Annotated in this window: 18 protein-coding genes; 10 read left to right on the top strand and 8 right to left on the bottom strand. The window is 69.5% G+C overall.

Going from position 1 to position 19,387, the window contains the following annotated elements; translation table 11 throughout:
* Positions 1-9: 9 nt before the first annotated feature.
* On the bottom strand, positions 10-894 hold the full coding sequence (locus tag AC16DP_RS27485) for a ferredoxin reductase domain-containing protein (RefSeq protein ID WP_329733230.1): 885 nt from the start codon (positions 892-894) through the stop codon (positions 10-12).
* 71 nt (positions 895-965) lie between these two features.
* On the opposite strand from AC16DP_RS27485, the gene AC16DP_RS27480 reads away from it, so the two are divergent.
* Positions 966-2,108 carry a THUMP domain-containing class I SAM-dependent RNA methyltransferase gene (locus AC16DP_RS27480; RefSeq protein WP_329733229.1) on the top strand — a complete coding sequence of 381 codons (1,143 nt, stop codon included), beginning with the start codon at positions 966-968 and terminating at the stop codon, positions 2,106-2,108.
* Here AC16DP_RS27480 and AC16DP_RS27475 read toward each other — a convergent pair.
* The 3 genes from AC16DP_RS27475 to AC16DP_RS27465 form a co-directional block, all read right to left on the bottom strand.
* Positions 2,105-3,712 (bottom strand): ATP-binding protein, encoded by a 1,608-nt coding sequence (locus AC16DP_RS27475; protein WP_329733231.1) that lies wholly within the window; start codon positions 3,710-3,712, stop codon positions 2,105-2,107. The two genes, AC16DP_RS27480 and AC16DP_RS27475, sit on opposite strands and share 4 nt — an antisense overlap.
* A gap of 179 nt (positions 3,713-3,891) precedes the next feature.
* Complete coding sequence (locus tag AC16DP_RS27470; RefSeq protein WP_329733228.1) at positions 3,892-4,794, bottom strand: TIGR02266 family protein; 903 nt, start codon at positions 4,792-4,794, stop codon at positions 3,892-3,894.
* A 20-nt stretch (positions 4,795-4,814) separates the two neighbouring features.
* Entirely contained in the window at positions 4,815-5,186 is a 372-nt protein-coding gene (locus tag AC16DP_RS27465; RefSeq protein WP_329733227.1) for a response regulator transcription factor, read from the bottom strand.
* Positions 5,187-5,329: 143 nt separating this feature from the next.
* Between AC16DP_RS27465 and AC16DP_RS27460 the strand changes: the two genes are divergently transcribed.
* The 4 genes from AC16DP_RS27460 (at position 5,330) to AC16DP_RS27445 (ending at position 9,390) form a co-directional block, all read left to right on the top strand.
* Positions 5,330-6,718, top strand: coding sequence for a M20/M25/M40 family metallo-hydrolase (locus tag AC16DP_RS27460; protein WP_329733226.1), 1,389 nt, complete (start codon positions 5,330-5,332; stop codon positions 6,716-6,718).
* 57 nt (positions 6,719-6,775) lie between these two features.
* The gene (locus tag AC16DP_RS27455) at positions 6,776-7,651 is read left to right on the top strand and encodes a hypothetical protein (RefSeq protein ID WP_329733225.1); all 876 of its coding nucleotides are present in this window, start codon (positions 6,776-6,778) and stop codon (positions 7,649-7,651) included.
* Positions 7,652-7,817: 166 nt separating this feature from the next.
* Positions 7,818-9,188, top strand: coding sequence for a sensor histidine kinase (locus AC16DP_RS27450; protein ID WP_329733224.1), 1,371 nt, complete (start codon positions 7,818-7,820; stop codon positions 9,186-9,188).
* A 13-nt stretch (positions 9,189-9,201) separates the two neighbouring features.
* Complete coding sequence (locus tag AC16DP_RS27445) at positions 9,202-9,390, top strand: hypothetical protein (protein WP_329733223.1); 189 nt, start codon at positions 9,202-9,204, stop codon at positions 9,388-9,390.
* Between the two features lie 42 nt (positions 9,391-9,432).
* On the opposite strand, the gene AC16DP_RS27440 is transcribed toward AC16DP_RS27445, so the two are convergent.
* The gene (locus AC16DP_RS27440; protein ID WP_329733222.1) at positions 9,433-10,653 is read right to left on the bottom strand and encodes a small ribosomal subunit Rsm22 family protein; all 1,221 of its coding nucleotides are present in this window, start codon (positions 10,651-10,653) and stop codon (positions 9,433-9,435) included.
* A 62-nt stretch (positions 10,654-10,715) separates the two neighbouring features.
* Here AC16DP_RS27440 and AC16DP_RS27435 point away from each other — a divergent pair, with 62 nt between their 5' ends.
* From AC16DP_RS27435 to AC16DP_RS27415, 5 genes are all read left to right on the top strand, one after another.
* Positions 10,716-11,711, top strand: a complete 996-nt coding sequence (locus tag AC16DP_RS27435; RefSeq protein ID WP_329733221.1) for an ABC transporter ATP-binding protein — start codon at positions 10,716-10,718, stop codon at positions 11,709-11,711.
* Entirely contained in the window at positions 11,708-12,511 is an 804-nt protein-coding gene (locus AC16DP_RS27430) for an ABC transporter permease (protein WP_329733220.1), read from the top strand. Before AC16DP_RS27435 ends, AC16DP_RS27430 begins: the two co-directional genes overlap by 4 nt.
* A gap of 5 nt (positions 12,512-12,516) precedes the next feature.
* The gene (locus AC16DP_RS27425) at positions 12,517-13,308 is read left to right on the top strand and encodes an ABC transporter permease (RefSeq protein WP_329733219.1); all 792 of its coding nucleotides are present in this window, start codon (positions 12,517-12,519) and stop codon (positions 13,306-13,308) included.
* 391 nt (positions 13,309-13,699) lie between these two features.
* Positions 13,700-14,449 carry a Uma2 family endonuclease gene (locus AC16DP_RS27420; protein ID WP_329733218.1) on the top strand — a complete coding sequence of 250 codons (750 nt, stop codon included), beginning with the start codon at positions 13,700-13,702 and terminating at the stop codon, positions 14,447-14,449.
* A gap of 58 nt (positions 14,450-14,507) precedes the next feature.
* Positions 14,508-15,347, top strand: coding sequence for an ion transporter (locus AC16DP_RS27415; protein ID WP_329733217.1), 840 nt, complete (start codon positions 14,508-14,510; stop codon positions 15,345-15,347).
* A gap of 285 nt (positions 15,348-15,632) precedes the next feature.
* On the opposite strand, the gene AC16DP_RS27410 is transcribed toward AC16DP_RS27415, so the two are convergent.
* From AC16DP_RS27410 to AC16DP_RS27400, 3 genes are read right to left on the bottom strand one after another with little or no spacing between them, the layout of a single operon-like run.
* Positions 15,633-18,182, bottom strand: coding sequence for a S8 family peptidase (locus AC16DP_RS27410; RefSeq protein ID WP_329733216.1), 2,550 nt, complete (start codon positions 18,180-18,182; stop codon positions 15,633-15,635).
* Positions 18,183-18,185: 3 nt separating this feature from the next.
* A complete protein-coding gene (locus AC16DP_RS27405) occupies positions 18,186-19,169 on the bottom strand; it encodes an AAA family ATPase (protein WP_329733215.1) in 984 nt (327 codons plus the stop codon).
* Complete coding sequence (locus tag AC16DP_RS27400) at positions 19,166-19,348, bottom strand: MerR family DNA-binding transcriptional regulator (RefSeq protein WP_329733214.1); 183 nt, start codon at positions 19,346-19,348, stop codon at positions 19,166-19,168. Before AC16DP_RS27400 ends, AC16DP_RS27405 begins: the two co-directional genes overlap by 4 nt.
* Positions 19,349-19,387: the final 39 nt, after the last annotated feature.

Here is a 19,387-nt window from a genome sequence, read left to right as displayed (position 1 = left end):
CTCCCGAGCCTACCCGTACGACTCCCGTTTGATGCGCTTGTCCTCCAGGCCGAGCGTGTGGAGGTGGCCGAGCACCGTCTCCATGAAGCGCGGCGTGGCGGGGGTGCGCGTCTCCAGCGCCTTGCGCCGGTCCCACGGGGTGATGGCCGGGCCGCACACGTAGACGAGGCACGTGGCCCGGTCCGGGATGAGCTCCTCCAGCAGCGCCTCGCCCACCCGGCCCTTGCGCACGGCGGCGCCGAAGCGCGACTCGTCCGTCTCCCGGGTGAGGGTGTGCACCACGCGCAGCTTGTCCGGGTGCGCGCGCTCGAGCGCCTCGAAGGCCTCGCGGTAGAGGATGTCGCCCCACGTCTTGTTGGAGCAGATGACGGTGTGGCGCGGCTTGAGCCCCCGGTGCAGGGCGTCCTTGATGATGGAGAAGTTGGGCACCGCGCCCGAGCCGGCGACGACGTGGACGAGGTGGTCCGTGCGCTCCTCCACGTCGTCCGGCAGGACGTAGGGCCCCATGAAGCCCAGCACCTTCATGCGCGAGCCCTTCAGCGGCGCGTGGACGAGGTAGGGCGAGAGCAGGGGCGGGTAGCGGGTGAAGCCGGGGATGTAGTCCTCGTCCTTCACGGTGATGGCCACCCGGGGCTCGTGTGGCGCGGAGGCCAGCGAGTACGAGCGCGCGGGCTCCTTGCGGCCCTTGTGCTCCTGGAGGTAGGCGGCGAAGCGGCCCAGGGCGGGGAACTGGTGCGGGTCCAGGTTGAGGAACTGGCCGGCCTTGTACTCGGGGCGCTCCGGGCCGAAGTCCAGGGACAGGGTGGCGGTGTCGTGCGTCTCCAGGCGCACCTCGCTCACCGTTACCTCGTACTCCCTGGGGCGGTTCCGGGCGGTCGTCACGGCTGCGCTCATGGCCTGTTTCCTACCAGCCCGGTGGACGTTCCTTCGAGGAAAGCATTGCGGCCGGGCGTCAGCCGCGGACAATGCCGCTTCAGGTGACGAACGTCCAACAGAGGGAGCACGTCTTCGTCCCGGCGCTGCCGGGGCTGGAGCCCGCCGTGCACGCCGAGGCCGAGGCCCTGGGTTTCTCGTCCCGTCCGGTGGACGGCGGCGTGGAGCTCACGGGCGCGCCGGGGCTGTACCAGGAGGCCAACCTGCGCCTGCGCACGGCGAGCCGTGTGTGGCTGCGCCTGGGTCGCTTCGCCGCCGCGGACGCCGGGGCCCTCGCCAAGGGCCTGGCGGGGCTGCCCCTGGGCCCGGTGTGGGACGGGCGGACGGCGCCGAGGCTCTCGGTGGTGCTGCACCGCGCGCGCTTCAAGGGGCCGGACGCGGTGCTGGCCGCCGCGGCACGGGCCTGGGGACTGCCCTCGGTGGAGCGCGCGGGCCCGCTGGACGAGGAGTCCTCCGAGGGCCTCACCCTGCTGGTCCGCGTGGAGGGCGACACCTGCACGGTGAGCGCGGACACCAGCGGCGAGCCCATGCACCGGCGCGGGTACAGGCAGGAGGTGAGCCGGGCGCCCCTGCGCGAGACGCTCGCCGCGGGCATCCTGGTGCTGGCCGGGTATGACGGGGTGGAGCCGCTGGTGGACCCGATGTGCGGCTCGGGCACCTTCCTCATCGAGGGCGCGTGGATGTCCCAGCGGCGGGCGCCGGGGCTCCAGCGCGCCTTCGCCTTCGAGCGCTTCCCCGGCTTCGACGCGGCGGCCTGGAGCGCGCGCAAGGCGAGGGCGGAGACGGAGGCCCTGCCCTCACCGCGCTCGGCGCTGCGGGGCTACGACATCAACGCGGGCTCGCTGGGCACGGCGCGGCGCAACGCGCGGCGGGCCGGGGTGACGCTCACGCTGGAGCGCCAGGACGTGCGCACGCTGGCGGCTCCCGCGGGGCTCGGGCCCGGGCTGGTGGTGGTGAATCCTCCCTACGGCAAGCGGGTGGGGGAGGCGGAGGACCTGCCGGGGCTGTACCGAGCCATGGGCGCCACCTTCCGGCGGGCCTTCCCGGGCTGGCGCGCCGCGGTGCTGCTCCCGGAGGACCCGGGCCTCGTCCGCGCGCTGGGCCTGCCCGAGGGCCGGAATCTCCCGGTGCGCAACGGAGGCCTGCGCTGCCGCCTCCTGCTGTGCCCGCTCTAACGGGCGAGCGGAAGGGGCTTCGGCTCCAGCTGGAGCGGCAGCCTCAGCTCGAAACGCGCGCCGCCTCCGTGCCGCTGGCCCACCGACACCGTGCCCCCGTGGGCGAGCACCACCCGCCGCACCACGGCCAGGCCCAGGCCCGTGCCCGTGGTGCGCGTGGTGAAGAAGGGCTCGAAGATGCGCTGGGCGTCCCCAGAGGAGACGCCGGGGCCCTGGTCCTCCACGATGAGGCAGAGGCCCTCCGGCACACCCTCCACCGCCACGCGCACCTGTCCTCCCGTGGGCGAGGACTGCACCGCGTTGCGCAACAGGTTCTCCAGCGCCAGTTGCAGCAGGGACTCGTCCGCTTGAATCACGGGCAGGCCGGGCGTCTCGTCCACCGTCACCTTCACGGTGCCCAGCTGGCGCCGCTCGTGGAAGAGCTCCAGCGTGCGCCGGGCCAGCTCTCCCAGGCTGAGCGGGCGCGGCCGGGGCTCCAGCGGACGCACCACGTCCAGCAGGTCCCTCACCATCGCGTCCAGCCGCGTGGCCTCCTCCTCCAACATCTCCACCGCGCTCGTGCCCACGGGGCCCAGCTTGTCCCGCTTGAGCACCGCCACCGCGTTGAGGATGGAGCCCAGCGGGTTGCGCACCTCGTGGGCCACCACGCCCGCGGCCTCGCCGAGCACCGTCAGCCGCTCCTGCGCCACCAGCTCCGACTGCAGCCGGGACAGCTCGGCCAGCCGCAGGGCGGCCAGCCGGTGGTGGCGCACGTTCTCCAGCGCCCCGCCCACCTGCCGCGCGAACAGCTCCAGCGTGGCCGCGCTCGTGGGCGTCAGCGTCTCGCCCTGGACGGACAGCACCCCGTAGGGCTGTCCCTCCACGAAGATGGGCGCGTCCAGGCCCCGGACGATGGGGTGGGCACGCCGCATCTGCGCCAGCAGCTCCGAGGGATAGAAGTTCTCCATCGCCCGCAGGAGCTCCGGGTGGAAGGCCGCCTTGCGCCGGGTGAGCACCTCCGCGAGGTGGGGCACGCTGGAGCGCGCAAAGCGCACCTCCTGGATGGGCTGCCCGTAGAGCAGCTCGCCGGCGGCCACCTGGGCGGGGTCCTGCCGCATCGGCCCATGGACGAGCATCTCCCCCTCGAGCAACAGCACCGTCACGAAGAAGCCCTGCTGGTGGATGGCCTCCACGGCCGTCTCCAGCACCGTCTGCTCGTCCCGGCAGCGCACCAGCTCACCGGCCGCCTGTACGAGTGCCTCGGTGAGCCGCCGCGTGTTGGCCTCGCCCTCGGCGTCGAACAGCATCAGCAGCAGTTCTCCGGGCCGCGGCCCCTCGCCCCGGCGCATGCACCAGGTGCGCTCCTGGCCTCCCGCCTCGCGGATGCGGACCCATACCGTGTCGGGGAAGCCCTGCCCGCCCGCGTAGTTCGCGTGAATGGGCTCCAGCCATGACTGATCCGCGGGCGCGTAGCGGGTCAGCAGCTTCAGGAGCTCGGTGGTCCGCACCTCCTCCAGGCCGATGCCCAGCAACCGCAGCAGCGCCGGGTTGGCGTAGAGCACGTGGTTGTCGCGGACCACCAGGATGGGAGCGGGGAGCCCCTCGAGCGGCCGGTACTCCGCCATGTCGGACACTTCACTTCCTCCCGGATGCAATCACTTCCGCCGTGCTCCGTAGACCGAAGCGTAGGGCATGACGGGGGAATTGCACATGCGCTTCGCCAACGTGACGAATCCGGACGGGCTGGAACTGAAGGCCGTGGTGGTGGTGGCGGCCGGCTACCTGATGCTGGCCGCCATCTTCCTCAGCGGCTTGTTGTAGGCGCCACGGGGCGGCCGCCGCTGCGGAGGAACTCGTCGAGGAACGTGCGCTCCTCGGCTCGCAGGTCCGCCAGGCCCAGGCCGTAGCCCCGCGGCTGCTTGCCGTCATCCAGCGTGTACTCCCAGATGACGGAGCTGCGCAGCTTGATCTGCTTCTGCTGCTGCTCGAAGTGGAGCACCAGCTCCACGCGCGTGCCCAGCTGCAGCGGCTTGTCGGTGGGGATGAAGAGGCCGCCGGCCTGGAGGTTGATGATGCGGTGGTCGGTGAAGATGCCCAGGGTGCGGGGCGTCACCTTGACGTCCACCTGGAGCCGGTCGTTGCGCGTCTGCTGCAGCCCGACGAACTCGTCGGCCGAGTACGTGTAGACCGGGGCCTGCTGCTGCTGGACGGCGCGCACCCCGGCGTGGGGCGTGCCCGTCCGGGCGCCCGGGGCCGCGCGAGGGGCGTGGGCCTCCGCCTCGCGCATGCGGCTGGAGAGCAGCTCGAAGACCTCGGCGTGCACCTTGCGCAGCTCGGGGTGGGTGTCCGGCCCCTGGTGCTCCGGCGAGTAGCGCTTCGCCAGGCGGAAGAAGGCGCCACGCAGCTCCTCCACCGGCGCGTCCGGCTTCAGGCCGAAGAGCTGGTGGGCCGGCATGCCCTGCATCTGCCGCAGCTGCTGGCGCAGCCGCTCGGCCTGCTGCTGCTCGGCGGCCGGGTTGCTCTTGAGCGAGCTCAGGAGGTCCTTCACCTCGTTGAACTGCTCGATGGGCTCCCACGAGGAGCCGTCACGCGAGGCGCGGGTGACGGCCTTGAGCCGCCCCGAGCCGATCAGCTCACGCAGCGACTGGAGCGTCAGGGGCCCCAGCACGCGACCGATGGAATCTCCGATCCAGTAATTCGTCGACACGCGGTCACCTCGAGAGGGGCTCAGTGGGCCAGAGCCTGCCGGACGGCCAGGGCGATCTCCAGCGGGTGGAAGGGCTTGCCCACGAAGCCCACGGCTCCGGCGGACATCGCCTGCTCCACCACGGGCTCGGCATCCATGCTGCTGATGATGAGCACCCGTGTATCGGGAGACGACTCCTTGATGGCGGCCAGCACCTCCAGCCCGCTGCGCCGGGGCATGAAGAGATCCAGCAGCATCACCGAGGGCCGCTCACGCGCCGCCACCTCGAGCCCCTCCTGTCCATCCGAGGCCTCCAGCAGCCTCACGTCCAGCCCACTCTCGTGGATGGCGTCCTTCAGGAGGTGGCGGACGAAACGATCGTCATCGACCAGCAGCAGCGTCGGGGTGGTCATGCGTGTGAATGATAAAGCATACGCCAGTCGAATGCCCGCACAACCTGAAACGCCGTGCATCGCTGAACGCAGTGTGAAAGAGGATGGACGGGAAGTCGACGGATGCGGCCCGCGCCGCCTGCTTTTCGAGTAAGTGAGGGAGCATGTCCACCGACAAGGCCCTGGCCCATTTCGACGCGCAGAAGAACAGCTATCTCGAAGATTTGAAGCAGTTGATCCGCATTCCCAGTGTGTCCTTTGACGGATTCGATCCCGCTCACGTGCGCGCGAGCGCGGAAGCCACAGCGAGGCTGTTGAAGTCGCGTGGGTTCGAAAATGTGCAGCTTTTGGAGATACAAGGCGCACATCCGTATGTGTATGGCGAGATTTTGAAGGCCCCCGGCAAACCCACGCTGCTGCTGTATGCCCACCATGACGTACAGCCGGCGGGAGACGAGGCGGCGTGGAAGAGCCCGCCGTTCGAGCCGCGGGAGCGGGACGGGCGGCTGTACGGCCGGGGCTCGGCGGACGACAAGGCGGGCATCGTGGTGCACACCTCCGCGGTGGACGCGTGGCTGAAGGGCACGGGAGGTCTGCCGCTCAACGTGAAGGTCGTCATCGAGGGCGAGGAAGAGGTGGGCAGCGAACACCTCGGCACGTTCCTGCAGAAGCACAAGGCGCTGCTGAAGGCGGACGCCATCGTGCTGACGGACACGTCGAACTTCGAGACGGGGCTGCCGTCCATCACCACGGCGCTGCGCGGACTGGTGACGGTGGACGTGGAGGTGCGCGCGCTGCGGCAGGCGGTGCACTCGGGCATGTGGGGCGGGCCGGTGCCGGACCCGGTGATGGCGCTGTGCCGGATGCTGGCGACGTTGACGAATCCGGACGGGAGCATCGCCATCGAGGGCATCTACGACAGGGTGCGTCCGCTGAGCGAGGCCGAGCGCAAGAGCATCCAGGCGCTGCCGGGTGACGCGGAGTACTTCAAGAAGCAGGTGGGCATGGTGCCGGGGGCGCAGATGTTGGGTGGGCGCCACCCGTGGGAGATGAACTGGCGGCAGCCGGCGCTGGCCATCAACGCCATCCAGGCCAGCAGCCGCAAGGACGCGCGCAACATCATCTGCGACGTGGCGTGGGCGCGCGTGGGCATCCGCGTCGTGCCGGACATGGACGCGCAGGACGTACAGCGGCGGCTGGTGGAGCACCTGAAGAAGGTGGTGCCCTGGGGCCTGGAGCTTCACATCAAGCAGGACCCGCCCGCGGGCCCGTGGTTCACGGATATCTCGCACCCGGCCTTCCAGGCGGCGTTCCGCGCGCTGCGCAAGGGCTACGGGGCGGAGCCGGTGGCCATTGGATGCGGTGCGTCGATTCCCTTCGTGGAGCCGTTCGCCAAGGAGCTGGGCGGCGTGCCGGCGCTGCTCATCGGCGTGGAGGACCCGTACACGAACGCGCACTCGGAAAACGAGAGCCTGCACCTGGGCGACTATGAGAAAGCGGTGCGCAGCGCCATCCACCTCTACGAGGAGCTGGCGAAGGACTTGAAGGGTTGAATATCGCCGGGCCGGGTGCGTCCGGGGGCATGAGTCGTTCAGAACCGGGAATCCCTCATGTCCTCGCCCCGCCATGTCCTGTCGTGTGCCCTGCTCGCCGGGGCGTTGCTCACGTCCGCCTCCGCGGAGGCCCGCTTCGGCAAGAGCTCGACGTCCTCGGACGAGGAGGCGTCGGGCTCGCGGACCCATGACGCCTCCCCCGTGAGCTCCAGCGGCCCCGTGCACGATGCCTCTCCCGTGACGGAGGACTCGGGCTCCGGCGGCGACGTGCCTGATGCCCCCCCGGTGGAGTCGTATCCGCCGCCGCAGGACTACGTGGAGCCCCCCACCACCTATGTGACGCCCGGGTATGTGACGCCCAGTCGACCGCGCTCCTCCGGGCACGAGGACACGTTCGCGTCCCGCCGGCACAGGAACTTCACCCTGGGAATCGAGGCCAATGCCATGCGCCAGGGCGCGGGGGTGGGCCTCCATCTGGGCCTGGAGGGGGAGCAATTCGGAGGCTTCGTACGTGCGAGCGCGCTCTCCCTGCGAGCGGAGGATGGGCTCGGCGTGACGGACGACATCTCCGTGACGGCGCTGCACCTGTCGATGGCCGTGTTGAAGGGCCAGGCGGGGCGGGTGCGGCTGGAGGGGGGCCTGTCCATCGCGAAGGCGCCGGATGTCACCTTCGTCGGCCCCAGCGTGGGGCTCTCGTCCGAGCTGTACCTGGTGAGCGCGCTGTCCCTGGAGGCCCGGGTGCAGCTCACCCCGTGGCCCTACCGCCAGCTCGACGCGGCGGGGGGACTGGCGTGGTACTTCGGCGACTGGCGCATGCTGGCCCTGCGCGGTGGCATGCGCATGCTGGTGTTGAACGACGCGGGCCATGTGGATGGCGTCGTCCACCAGGACGTGCTGCCCGGCCCGTACCTCTCGTTCGGCCTGGCGATCTGAACATTCCGGGTGTGCTCCAGCGCACAGTCCCGGGGGCGGTCGAGCGCTCCTGGCACGGCGGGTCTGCTGCCATCTCCGCCCATGTCCTACGCTCCTCTCCGGAGAGCGAAAGAGGAGTCGCACCGGACGCCAGGGGGGCACGTGGCGCAGCGGTCGCGAGCGCGACATGGACATGCGTCAACCGCCTGCCCTCTCCGGGACGGGCGTCGGCAGTGAGGCCCACGCCAATCCCGTGAACCACCGGCTCATTCTCTGGGCCGTGCTGTCCTCGCTCATCTTCCAGGTCATCCTGGTGGCGAGTGCTTGGGGGCAGTGGGTGACCGTGGGGGTGCTCTGCGCGCTGTTCGTCGCCCGCGCCGGGCTCAACATCCTGTTGGCCCACTGGATGAACCGGACGAAGCGGGAAGTGCTCGGGGGGTGGCTCATCATGGGCACCAACCTGCTCATCAGCACGGCCATGTCCGAGGTCCTTCACTGGAACCTGCTGGCCTGGTTCAACGTGCTCTTCCAGGCGTTCTTCCTCAGTGGGTTCCGGGAGCGGGAGAGCCACGCCGCCATGCACCGCTCCGGGCTGGCCGTCTTCCTCGCGGTGTCGGCCGGGCTGGCGCTGCGCACGGGGCTCGAGCCCTCGTTCATCGCCATGTTCTGCGTCATGGCCGTCCTCTTCTTCTGCATCGGAGAGGCGCGCTGCCAGCAGCTCGCCGCGGCACTGGACGCCTCGCGCGAGAGTCACCAGCGGCTGCTGCGGATGCAGGCCCAGCTCGTGGCGCAGGAGAAGTTGTCCAGCCTGGGCATGCTGGCGGCCGGTATCGCGCATGAGATCAACAACCCCATGGCCTTCGTGACCAGCAACATCCGGTCGCTCAGCAAGGACCTGGCGGCGCAGCCCCAGCTCCCGGAGGAGCTGCGCGAGTACGTGGACGACGTGCTGCCCGCGACGCTCGACGGCATCCGCCGCGTCAATGCCATCGTGGCGGACCTGCGCCGCTTCGCGCGCAACGACCCGGAAGCGCCCGTCGAGTTCGATCTCAATCACGAGGTCTCCTCCGCCATCCGCCTCTCCCAGGGCGAGCTGAAGCACCGCTGCGGCGTGGAGCTGGAGCTCGGCGAGCTCCCACCTCTCGTGGGCCAGCCCCGGCAGATTGGCCAGGTGCTCGTGAACCTCATCGTCAATGCCGCGCAGTCGCTGCCCTCCCAGGGCGGCGTGGTGAAGGTCAGCACCTCCGCCGGGCCCGACGAGGTGCTCGTGCGGGTGCGAGACAACGGCGCGGGCATGTCCCAGGAGACCCTGGGCCGGCTCTTCCAGCCATTCTTCACGACCAAGCCCGTGGGCGAGGGGACGGGCCTGGGTCTGGCCGTCGCCTATGGCATCGTCACCGGGCACGGGGGCCGCATCGAGGCCGAGTCGGAGCCCGGAAGGGGCTCGTGCTTCACCGTCCGGCTGCCGAGGCCCGTGGAGAAGGCGCGGGCGACGCCTCCCGGTACGATGTCACCAGGAGTTGACCCGGGTGCAACGCGGGCTCCTCATGGAGGGTGAAGAGTCGGCTCCCATGAACGTCACGTCCCTCCTGAATGCCGCTCGCACCGATGCTCCCTCGCCGGGCTCCCTGACGCTGCTGCGCGTCGAGGCCAGCGTGCTCGCCCAGGCCCTCGTTGTCTCCGCCCGCGAGAGCGTGCTCGCCTTCCGCTTCATGCGCGGCCTGCTGCTCGACGGCGGGTTCTCCACTCCTCTCAAGTAGGGCCCTGGCGCCACGGGCCCTCTTCCTGGGGGAACCCGGGGCTCAGGTACCCTCACCCTTTCCCTCTCCCGAGGGGAGAGGGGTGGGGGGCGGAGTGGGGGGCGAGGGGGGCGGGGCAGGGGGGACTCCCTTGCCCGCGTAGGCCACCACCTTCACCTCGGACGTGTCGTCCAGCGCGAGCCCGTCTCCCTTCGCCTCCGTGTTCGTCACCGAGATGACGTCCCCCCGGTGCAGCTTGAAGAAGCGCTCGTTCTTCTCCGTGCGGTGCTTCTCCTGCATCGCCAGTCCCATGCGGCCCTCGGGCCCGCAGCCGATGAAGCGCTGCCGCCCCTTGCCCTCGAGCGACTCGGACACGATGCGGAACAGCCGCTCCGGCCTCGGCTCCGGCCAGCCCTCGCCCTTGGGCGCCAGCATCAGGTAGCTCATCTTCAGCGACTCCTTGTGCAGCCCCGCCGCCCGGGCGATCTCCTCCACCACCTTGGGCATCGGCCAGTCGCGCTCCGCGTGGCACCAGTCGCTCTCCTTCACCAGCGCCGGGCACGCCCCCCGGTACATGCACGGCGCGCGGATGGCGTAGCCCTTCTCCACCATCTCGTCCCGCACCTTCAGCAGCAGCCGCGACGTCTCGCGCAGCGCCGGCTCCAGCACCAGCAGGCTCCCGCCCGGCTTCACCTGCGCCAGCACCTGCTCCAGCAGCGCCGCCCGCGGCTTCACCGCCTCGTCCCCCGAGCCGTACAGCTCGTTGAGCACATGGCCCATGGTGATGAGGTCGTACTTGCCCTCGGGCGGGGCCGCCTTGCGCGTGGGATCCCACTCCCGGGTGGCCAGTGCCTCGCCCGCCTCCGCGGCGAGCGCCCGGGCGAGCGTCAACGCAGGCTTGCTCCGGTCCGCGGCCGTCACTTCGGCGGCCCCCGCGTCCAGCGCGGCGAAGGCCATGGGGCCCGGTCCGCTCCCCAGGTCCAGCACGGTGCGTGGCCGGTTGGGCAGCTCCCCGAGCGCCTCGCGGGCCTGGGCGTAGGAGACGGGCCAGTAGAAGAGCAGGTAGGCGCCCAGCAGCTTCGGGTCGTCCATGTACTTCGCGCCGGCCAGCTTCCGGTCGCGCGTCAGCCCGAGCGAGAGCTGCTTCACCCCCGCGCCCACCTCCTTCACCTCCTGGGGGGTCAGGCGCGTCTCGGGGCCATCCCCTCGCTTCCGGGCCTCGCGCCAGACGGCGATGAGCCGCGGTATCCACCGCTCCAGGTCCTTGCCGTAAGCGCCACTCATCCAACCCTGCCTTCCAACGAGGGGTCGCCTCTGCCGGGCAACCGCGTTAAACCCCGTCCCAAATGATTTCCGTCCGAGACCTGCGCAAGCACTACCAGGTCCACAAGCGCCCGCCTGGCCTCAAGGCCGCCCTCCGCTCCGTCATCCACCGGACCTATACGTCCGTGAAGGCGGTGGATGGCATCTCCTTCGAGATAAAGCCCGGCGAGCGCGTGGGCTTCCTCGGTCCCAACGGGGCCGGGAAGACCACCACCCTCAAGGTGCTCTCCGGGTTGCTCCACCCGTCGAGCGGTGAAGTGCGGGTGGATGGTCATGTTCCCCGCCACCGCGAGGATGCGTTCCTCAAGAAGATCATGCTGGTGATGGGGCAGAAGCAGCAGCTCCTGTGGGACCTGCCGCCGGCCGAGACGTTCGAGCTCAATCGCGCCATCTACGACGTCCCCCGCGCCCAATACAAGCAGACGCTGGACGAGCTGGTGACGTTGTTGGAGCTGGAGGAGCTCATCGGCAAGCCGGCGCGGCAGCTGTCGCTGGGCGAGCGGATGAAGTGCGAGCTGGCGGCGGCCCTCATCCACCGGCCCCGGGTGCTCTTCCTGGACGAGCCCACCATCGGCCTGGACGTGTCCATGCAGGCCACCATGCGGACCTTCATCAAGTCCTACAACGAGCGCAACGGGGCCACGCTCATCCTCACCAGCCACTACATGGACGACGTGGCGGCGCTGTGCCCGCGCGTCATCGTCATCGACAAGGGCCTGCTGTCGTACGACGGGGGCCTGGACGCGCTGGTGCAGCGGGTGCGGCCGGAGAAGCGGGTGGTGCTGCGCCTCGAGCAGGCGGTGGCGGCGGACAGCCTGGCGGCCCTGGGCAAGGTGGTGACGCACGACAACGCCACGGCGGTGCTGCAGGTGCCGCAGGACGCCGTCAACGCCACGGTGAGCCGGGCCCTCTCCAGCCTGCCGGTGCAGGACCTGACGGTGGAGAACGCGCCGCTGGAGGAGGTCATGAGCGAGCTGTTCGCCGAGAGCAAGGCGCGCCGGGAGCAGGTGGGCACATGAGCGCGCGGAGCACACTGCGGGCGCTGCCCACGTTGTTGCGCATCGGCGTCTCCGAGGCGGTGGCCTACCGGGCGGAGATGTTCGTCTGGGTGCTGTCCACCACCATGCCGCTCATCATGATGGCGCTGTGGACGGCGGTGGCGCGCGAGGCGCCCGTGGGCCCGTACGGCTCGCAGGACTTCGTGCGCTACTTCCTGGCGGCCTTCGTGGTGCGCCAGATGACGGGGGCGTGGGCGGCGTGGATGATCAACTACGAGGTCCGCCAGGGCACGCTGGCCATGCGCCTGCTGCGGCCCATCTCGCCGTTGTGGGGCTACGCGGCGGAGAACATCGGCGCCATGCCCATGCGGCTGTTCGTGGTGGTGCCGGTGGCCCTCTTCGCCGTGTCCACGGTGGGCTGGCGCTCGGTGCCCCAGACGGCGTGGGGCTGGGCCTTCTTCCTCGTGTCGCTCTTCGGCGGCTGGCTCATCACCTTCCTGGTGAACGTGGCCATCGGCACGCTGAGTCTCTACATGGAGAGCAGCACCAAGCTGATGGACGTGTGGCTGGCGCTCTTCTTCGTGTGCTCGGGCTACCTCTATCCGGTGGACCTCTTCCCGCCCCTGTGGCGGAAGATCCTCGACTGGCTGCCCTTCCGCTATCAGATCGGCCTGCCGGTGGAGTTGATGACGAACGCGCACGATTTCGGGGCGGCGCTGGGGCTGCTGGGGCGCCAGTGGCTGTGGGTGGGGTTGATGCTGGCCATCAGCCTGGGACTCTGGAACCGGGGCCTGAAGCGCTTCGCGGCCTTTGGAGGGTGAGGGAGATGCTGAGGCGCTACCTGGGTCTGCTCGGCGTGCAGCTGCGGGCCTCGAGCCTGCTGGCGATGCAATACCGGGGCGACTTCGTCATCGAGGGCATCATCTCCCTCTTCTGGACGGCCACCGCGCTGGCCCCGCTGTTCGTCGTCTACCGCGAGCGGCAGTCCATCGCCGGGTGGAGCTTCGGCGAGGCGCTGCTGGTCATCGGGTGGTTCACCCTGCTGCAGGGAATCCTGGAGGGCGCCATCAACCCGAGCCTCACCGGCGTGGTGGAGCACATCCGCAAGGGGACGCTGGACTTCGTGCTGCTCAAGCCCGCGGACGCGCAGTTCCTGGTGTCCACCGCGCGCTTCCTGCCGTGGCGCTCCATCAACGTGCTCGCGGGCCTGGGGTTGTTCGCCTACGGCTTCCACCTCATTGGCCGCGCTCCCTCGCTCGTGGGCGTGCTGGCCTCACTGGTGCTGCTGGGCACGAGCGTGCTGCTGCTCTACTCGCTGTGGATATTGACGGTGAGCGCGGCCTTCTACGTGGTGAAGGTGGACAACCTCACGTACTTCTTCACGTCCATCTTCGACGCGGCGCGCTGGCCGGCCTCGGTGTTCCGCGGGCTGCTGGCCTTCGTCTTCACCTTCGTCATTCCGCTGGCGGTGATGACCACCTTCCCCGCGCAGGCCATGCTGGGACGGCTGCCGTGGATGTCGCTCGTCTGGGCGGTGGTGGGCTCCATGCTCTTCGCCTTCCTGTCGCGGCGGGTGTGGCTGCACTCGATCGGCCACTACACCTCCGCGAGTAGTTGAGCGCCTCCCTCCCTGACTTTCCTGATGCAGTCCGAGCCCATTTCCCCTGCCCATTTCCCCTGCCCACTTCCCCTCTCCCCTCGGGAGAGGGACGGGGTGAGGGTGCCCGTCACCCGGGTTGAATCCCGAAGCGCGACCCCGCGTGACTTGTGAAGTCACGTGGGATGGATATCGTCTCGGAGGTCAGGTGCAGGGGATTCGGGTCCGGCTGCCCGGTCCCTGCACGAGGGGCCACCCCGATGCCATCCCCATCCGACGACCAGCTGCCTTCCGCCGAGCGCTTATCATGAGTATCGGGCCCTACCGCATCGATCCGGATGATCCGCGCGCGCCGCCGTAGGAGGTATGGGAGCGGCTGTCTCCCGAGGAACGGGCGCGTATCGTTGACGGATTGCCGTCCGAGTTTCCGGTCTCCGAGGAGGCTCCGCCCGAAGGGGATGCGCACTTCAATGCCAAGGTTCGGATACGCCAGGTGCTGGGAGGGTTCTTCACGCGCACGGGCCGCAAGGTGTACCTGGCCTGTGAGCTGCCCGTGTACTACCCGGGCGAGCGCATGTTCGCTCCCGATGTCATCGCCGTCATGGGGGTGGAAACGCACGAGCGCATGAGCTGGGTGGTGAGCGCCGAGGGCAAGGGGCTCGACTTCGCCCTGGAGATTCATGTGGCGGGCGATCGGCGCAAGGACCTGGAGCGCAACGTGGAGCGCTTCGCCCGGCTCGGCATCCGCGAGTATTTCCTCTTCGATCGCGGGCGTTTGCGGCTCACCGGGTGGAGGTTGTCGGCGGGCCGGCGGCGTTATCGCGCGGCCCTGCCGCAGCAGGGTCGCTTCGCGTCCGAGGTGTTGGGTCTGGACCTGCGGGTAGAGGGCGAGCGGCTGCGTTTCCTTCGCGATGGGGTGCCACTGCTGGAGGCGGATGAGATGATCGCCTCGCTCGAAGTTCAGCGCACCCGGGATGCGCAGGTGCGCGTTGAGCTCGAGCAGCAGCTCGCGGAGCAGAGACGTCTACGCGCCAAGGAAGCACGCCTGCGCGCTGAGGAGGCTCGTCTGCGCGTCGAGGAGACGCGGCGCCGGGAGGCGTCCGAGCGCCAACTGGCCGAGGCCCTCGCCGAGCTGGCCCGGCTGCGCGGCAAGCCGGGCTGACACGGCCCCTCCAGACAGGGGTTTCCGCGAGGCCACCTGTCGCGTAGCGTCGAGGCTCATGGAACGGCATGAGGCGCTCGAAGCCCTTCCGGAAGCGACGGAGGGGGGCGGTGCACGCGGCCAGGCCGCGTGGAACCTGTTGATGGTGGTGCTGGCGGTGGCCAGCCTCGGGCCCATCCTCTGGGTCGAGCTGGAGGGCATCCACTGGCCGGATCCCCGCTTCCAGGTGCTCGCGGCGGTGGACCTGCTCTTCGTCCTGCTCTTCCTCGGCGATTTCGTCGTGGGGTGGGCGAGGGCGGAGGACCGCAAGGCGTGGTGGAAGCGGCACTGGTACGAGCTGCCGGGCCTCGTGCCGCTCTACTTCGAGGCGTTCGCCTTCCTGCGCATCGCCCAGGTGCTGAGGCTGGCGCGGGTGCTGCGGCTGCTGCGCGCCCTCACCGCGCTCCGGCGCCTGCGCGGGCTGGCCTTCGTGGATGTGCTCATCAACCGCAACAAGCTGGGGCACACGCTGGTCATCTCCGCCTCGGTGGTGCTGAGTCTGGCCTCGGTCGTGTGGCTGCTGGAGCGTGATACCAACCCCGCGCTCAGCCACTTCGGTGACGCGCTCTGGTGGGCCATCGTCACCACCACCACGGTAGGCTACGGCGACATCACCCCGCGGACGGGCCTGGCCCGGCTCGTCGCCACGGTGCTGATGCTGATGGGCATCGGGCTGATTGGCGTGGTGGCCTCCAGCATCAGCGCGGCCATCATCGCGGTGGGCGGCGCGGCGCCCGAGGATGCGCCCGCACCGCCGCAGAGCCTGGCCCAGGAGTTGGAGCGGCTCGCGGCGTTGAAGGAGCGGGGCCACCTGACGGAAGAGGAGTTCACGGCGGCCAAGCGCAAGCTGCTGGGCTGACCTCTCCGAGGCGCGTCCCATGGAGCAGCTGCGCCCCACGGAGAAAGATGCACTTTCGCACTACTGCGTCAGAATCAGGGCATCTCCCCTCGGAGCGCGCCTACCGGCTTCCGAGGGGAGTGACGCAGTCGCGTTAGATCGTCAAATCCCGCACGCGAACCGGCTACCCGGGTTGTCATGCCGAGTGCGACGGCCAGAGCCCTGCTGCGCCGATGGCCGAGCGGACCCTGCGGGCGGTGGCCCACGCAGGGGCGTGGGCCGAGCAGCGGGCGGCGTGGGCGGGCCTCACACCTCGAGCGTGATGCGCGGCTCGATCTCGACCCTTGGCTTGATGGCGGCGTAGACGCCAGGCCCGAACACGGAGACGACGAGGGAGAACTTCATCTCCTGCATCCGCAGCGCCTTCCGCTGCTCCCACCAGCCGAGCACCGGCACGATCGCGATCAGCTTGTCGCCGACCAGCGCAGACATCTTCCCGCGCCATCGATCGCTCTGGACGGTGCCTCGGCTCCGAGCCTGGATGCCGATGTCCCAATCGAACGACTTGGTCTTGGCGGGCTTCACGCGCTTCCCCTTAGCGTCCATCGCGCGCTTCAAGACGTTGATGCGCTGGATGAACGCGTCGTCGGACTCCTGCGGGCCTTGCATATCCCACTTGAGATCGAGCCCGTGGTACGTGCGCCGCCCGAACTTGTTGGGCTCGGTGAAGTACGAGAGCGTGACGCGCAACTCGACGTCGGGGTCCGCGTCGGTCAGCAGGCTCTCGGGTATCGGCAGCTTGTACAGCTTCACCTTGCGCCGGACCTTCGGCTCCGTCGTCTTGGTCGTAGCGCGCTTCGGGGGCTTCTTCTTCGGCTCCTCCTCGATGACCGCGTTCGGCATCGAGTCCTCGACGACGATCGTCGCCACGCCCTGCGCGCACTCCGCCGCGAGCCGTTCGTTGGGCGCGCCGTAGCCGCACGCGAGGAGCCGATCGTTCATGCCGGGGAAGTCGTCGAGCATCGCCTTCGACCAACTCGCCGAGTGGACGATGAGGCCACGTACCGTCTCGGGACGAAGCTTGGGCTCGAGCCTCCAGATGTGCGCCGCGAGGTGACCTGCGCGTGCAGCGGCTTCGCTCGTCATAGACATCAGCGCGACGGGCCTGCCGTGCGTGTGCCGAATGCTCGTGGTGAGCGCCGACAGCGTCGGCACGGTGTCGTTAGGGAGCGTGCCGCTGATCGCGAGGTTGCCGCCCTCGAACACGACGTCGGGCTTGATGGGCCACTCGTTTCCGACGAGCCCGGTGCTCGTGTACGGCGAGATGCCGCCCGGCTTCGTCGCGACGACGCGAGCCTCCGCGTAGTCCTTGTCGTTCGGCAGCTCGACACGCGCGGTGAATGCGCCGACGGTCAGCGCATTCACGGCCTGCGCGGGCTGGTGAATCTTCTCGGAGAGCTGCAAGAGCGGATGCTGCTCGGCCAACGCGAGCCACTGCTCGTCACGCGCGTTGCCCGCCGAGACGATCATGAGGCGCCCCTGTCCCTTGCTGAAGGCGATCTGGTCGACGGCCTGACTCCACAACGTCGGCGCGATCCCGTCGAGCGGCGGGTCTTGCATCGTGCGCGTGATCGCGAGGACGAAGGCGCGGTTGCGCGCGCGGTCGTCGGCCTTCTCGGCGGCGTGAACCGCTTGCTCGGTCAGGACTGGCCACTTCTCGTAGTTCTCGTCGGACGAGGTGCCATAGCCGGGCGCGATCAGCAGCCGACTGCTCTGGAGCCAGTGTGGCGCCTCGGCGCTCCCACGTTCGATGGCGGCGCCGACGTCGTGGTACAGCGCGAGGCCCGCCATCATCGTGCCGTGGCCGTGGGTGTCCTCGGGCGATGGAATCTCGGGGCCAGCGGTGGTCGCCGTCAGGATCGCCGACTTGAGCAGCGGGTGGCCTGTGGCGACACCGGTGTCGAGGACCACGACCGACGGGGCATCCTCGTGCGGCTTGGTGAGCTCGAAGTTCGCGATGTCCTTCGTCTCGAGGCCGTCGAGCAGCTTGAGATCGCGCAGAGGCTGCGGCGCGAGCTCGACGTCGTAGATGCAGTCGGTCGCCGCCTGTAGCGCAGCGAGCTGCGCCCGCGTCACGCGCACGAAGAAGTAGACCTGCTCGGGGCCGAGGAACTCGTCGAGCTTCTGGCTCACGCCGAGGCGGTGGAGCTGACGAGCGATCTGCGCGCGGCTGTTGAGGGTGTCCTGCTCGGAGGAGCGATACCCGCCACGACAGCCGATCTCGAACCAGCACGCACGGTCGGCGGGAATCGCGTTGACCTGACGCTGGCCAACGCCGACATCCTCCAGTCGCGCAAGACCGATGCTGCCCACCGGCGCGATGGCCTTCTCCGAGGCGCGCGCCGTCACCTGAACGCCGTGTTCATCCAGCTTGGGCGAGCCGTCCTTCTTCGTCTTCGCAATGACCTTGGAGTCGTCTGCGAAGGCCTCGATCTTCTCGCGCAGGTAGCCGAGGTCGGCGCTGGCCACATCGAGCAGCACCGTCCCGGTCTCGGGCATCACGCCGACGAGGCGTGCGTCCGCCTTCGACTCGTCGAGCTGGTCCGCCGCGAGCTGCGTGTTCGCCGCTGGCCGCACGGCGACGATCTCGCGCTTGGCCAGCTCGTCACGCGTGGTCTCGGCGCGCGCGTTCACCTGCTGCGTGATGGCGTCAAGCTGCTGGATCAGCGCCGAGCGATGGGCCTTCGGATCGAGCGAGGGCATCGCGGGCGGAACACCGCCGCCTTGCTGAGGCGCTTCATAGGTGTCCACCGAGGTGATTCGACCTCGGAGGAGCGGGAGCCGCGCGTCGGCCATGGGTCAGCTCCTGGCCGGTACGTTGCGTCGCTTGAGATCCTCGAGGGCCAGGACAACATCACGCTCGGAGATCTCTTCACGATCGTCGAGGGCCATCGTGCGGACCGCATCATCACAGGCGCGCGTGACGTCCGCAAAGCTCCAGCCCTCTGCGTGAGCCGCGAGACGTGTGGCCGCATCATCGCGGAGGCCCACCGTCGAGAGCCGCAGCTTCATCAGCTCCGCGATCTGCTCGCGGGTCGGCTTGTCGAAGGGCACGATCACGTCGAAGCGGCGGAACACGGCCCGGTCCAGCAGCTCGACGTGGTTGGTCGCGGCGACGAGGATGCTGCCGCTCATGTCGGCGTCGACGAGCTGCAAGAACGCGGTGACGACGCGATTCATCTCGCCGACGTCCTGCGAGTCGCCACGGGCCTTGGCAACCGAGTCGAACTCGTCGAAGAGGTACACGCCCGGGCGGCGCGGCATCTCCGCGAAGATCGCCCGGAGCTGCACGGCGGTGGCCCCGAGGAAGCGCGAGAAGAGCGCGTCGAAGCGCACCGTCATCAACGGCAGGCCCATCTCGCCGGCGAGCACGGCGGCCGCGAGCGTCTTGCCGCAGCCGGGAGCACCGTGGAAGAGCAGGTGGCGACGCGGCGACACGCCGAACCGCTCGAGCCGTGCGCGCGACCGGTTCTCGGAGAGCACGCGCTTGAGCGTCTCCTCTGCCTCGGGACGCAAGACGATGTCGCGGAGGCGCTCCTCGCGGTGGCCGCCCTCGAGGATGTCCGCGAGATCACCGCGTGGTGCGGCGATGTCGACGACGGGCATCTTCTTGCGGACGCTCGTCGCGGGCATCTTGGCGATGATCGCCCGAATCTCCTCCGCGACGCGTACGTGGCCTGCGGTGCTCTCGGCCGCCGCAAGCTGCAGCGCTGCCTTGCGGAACGACGACTCGTCGCCCTCCGCGTGAGACTGCAGCAGCAGCTTGAGGATGTCCGCCTTCATGATGCGTTCTCGGATCCTGAGTGGATCCGCCTCCGTAGCTCCAGAACTTGGCGGCGAGGGTACAGCCGGTACCCGTTCATCGGGTGTCGTTTCGCCCGCAGCTTCCCGGCCTTGTCCCAGCGCCGGAGGGTCTGCTCGCTCACCTCGAGCACCTCGGCCGCCGCCTTGATCGTCAGCATTTCGTCGTCGTCGCTTTCGGGCACGCCCACCCGCAAAGC

Source organism: Archangium sp. (assembly GCF_057119385.1).
Note: the sequence above shows the minus strand (reverse complement) of the source record. Positions and strands in the feature narration are given on the sequence as shown.

What these genes read in the sequence shown, in the direction of transcription:
- AC16DP_RS27405 (WP_329733215.1), bottom strand. Translation starts at nt 19,169, where the DNA reads ATGAAGGCGGACATCCTCAAGCTGCTGCTGCAGTCTCACGCGGAGGGC.
- AC16DP_RS27430 (WP_329733220.1), top strand. Translation starts at nt 11,708, where the DNA reads ATGAGCGCGCGGAGCACACTGCGGGCGCTGCCCACGTTGTTGCGCATC.
- AC16DP_RS27455 (WP_329733225.1), top strand. Translation starts at nt 6,776, where the DNA reads ATGTCCTCGCCCCGCCATGTCCTGTCGTGTGCCCTGCTCGCCGGGGCG.
- AC16DP_RS27450 (WP_329733224.1), top strand. Translation starts at nt 7,818, where the DNA reads ATGGACATGCGTCAACCGCCTGCCCTCTCCGGGACGGGCGTCGGCAGT.
- AC16DP_RS27460 (WP_329733226.1), top strand. Translation starts at nt 5,330, where the DNA reads ATGTCCACCGACAAGGCCCTGGCCCATTTCGACGCGCAGAAGAACAGC.
- AC16DP_RS27400 (WP_329733214.1), bottom strand. Translation starts at nt 19,348, where the DNA reads ATGCTGACGATCAAGGCGGCGGCCGAGGTGCTCGAGGTGAGCGAGCAG.
- AC16DP_RS27415 (WP_329733217.1), top strand. Translation starts at nt 14,508, where the DNA reads ATGGAACGGCATGAGGCGCTCGAAGCCCTTCCGGAAGCGACGGAGGGG.
- AC16DP_RS27410 (WP_329733216.1), bottom strand. Translation starts at nt 18,182, where the DNA reads ATGGCCGACGCGCGGCTCCCGCTCCTCCGAGGTCGAATCACCTCGGTG.
- AC16DP_RS27445 (WP_329733223.1), top strand. Translation starts at nt 9,202, where the DNA reads ATGAACGTCACGTCCCTCCTGAATGCCGCTCGCACCGATGCTCCCTCG.
- AC16DP_RS27475 (WP_329733231.1), bottom strand. Translation starts at nt 3,712, where the DNA reads ATGGCGGAGTACCGGCCGCTCGAGGGGCTCCCCGCTCCCATCCTGGTG.
- AC16DP_RS27435 (WP_329733221.1), top strand. Translation starts at nt 10,716, where the DNA reads ATGATTTCCGTCCGAGACCTGCGCAAGCACTACCAGGTCCACAAGCGC.
- AC16DP_RS27480 (WP_329733229.1), top strand. Translation starts at nt 966, where the DNA reads ATGCCGCTTCAGGTGACGAACGTCCAACAGAGGGAGCACGTCTTCGTC.
- AC16DP_RS27440 (WP_329733222.1), bottom strand. Translation starts at nt 10,653, where the DNA reads ATGAGTGGCGCTTACGGCAAGGACCTGGAGCGGTGGATACCGCGGCTC.
- AC16DP_RS27425 (WP_329733219.1), top strand. Translation starts at nt 12,517, where the DNA reads ATGCTGAGGCGCTACCTGGGTCTGCTCGGCGTGCAGCTGCGGGCCTCG.
- AC16DP_RS27465 (WP_329733227.1), bottom strand. Translation starts at nt 5,186, where the DNA reads ATGACCACCCCGACGCTGCTGCTGGTCGATGACGATCGTTTCGTCCGC.
- AC16DP_RS27485 (WP_329733230.1), bottom strand. Translation starts at nt 894, where the DNA reads ATGAGCGCAGCCGTGACGACCGCCCGGAACCGCCCCAGGGAGTACGAG.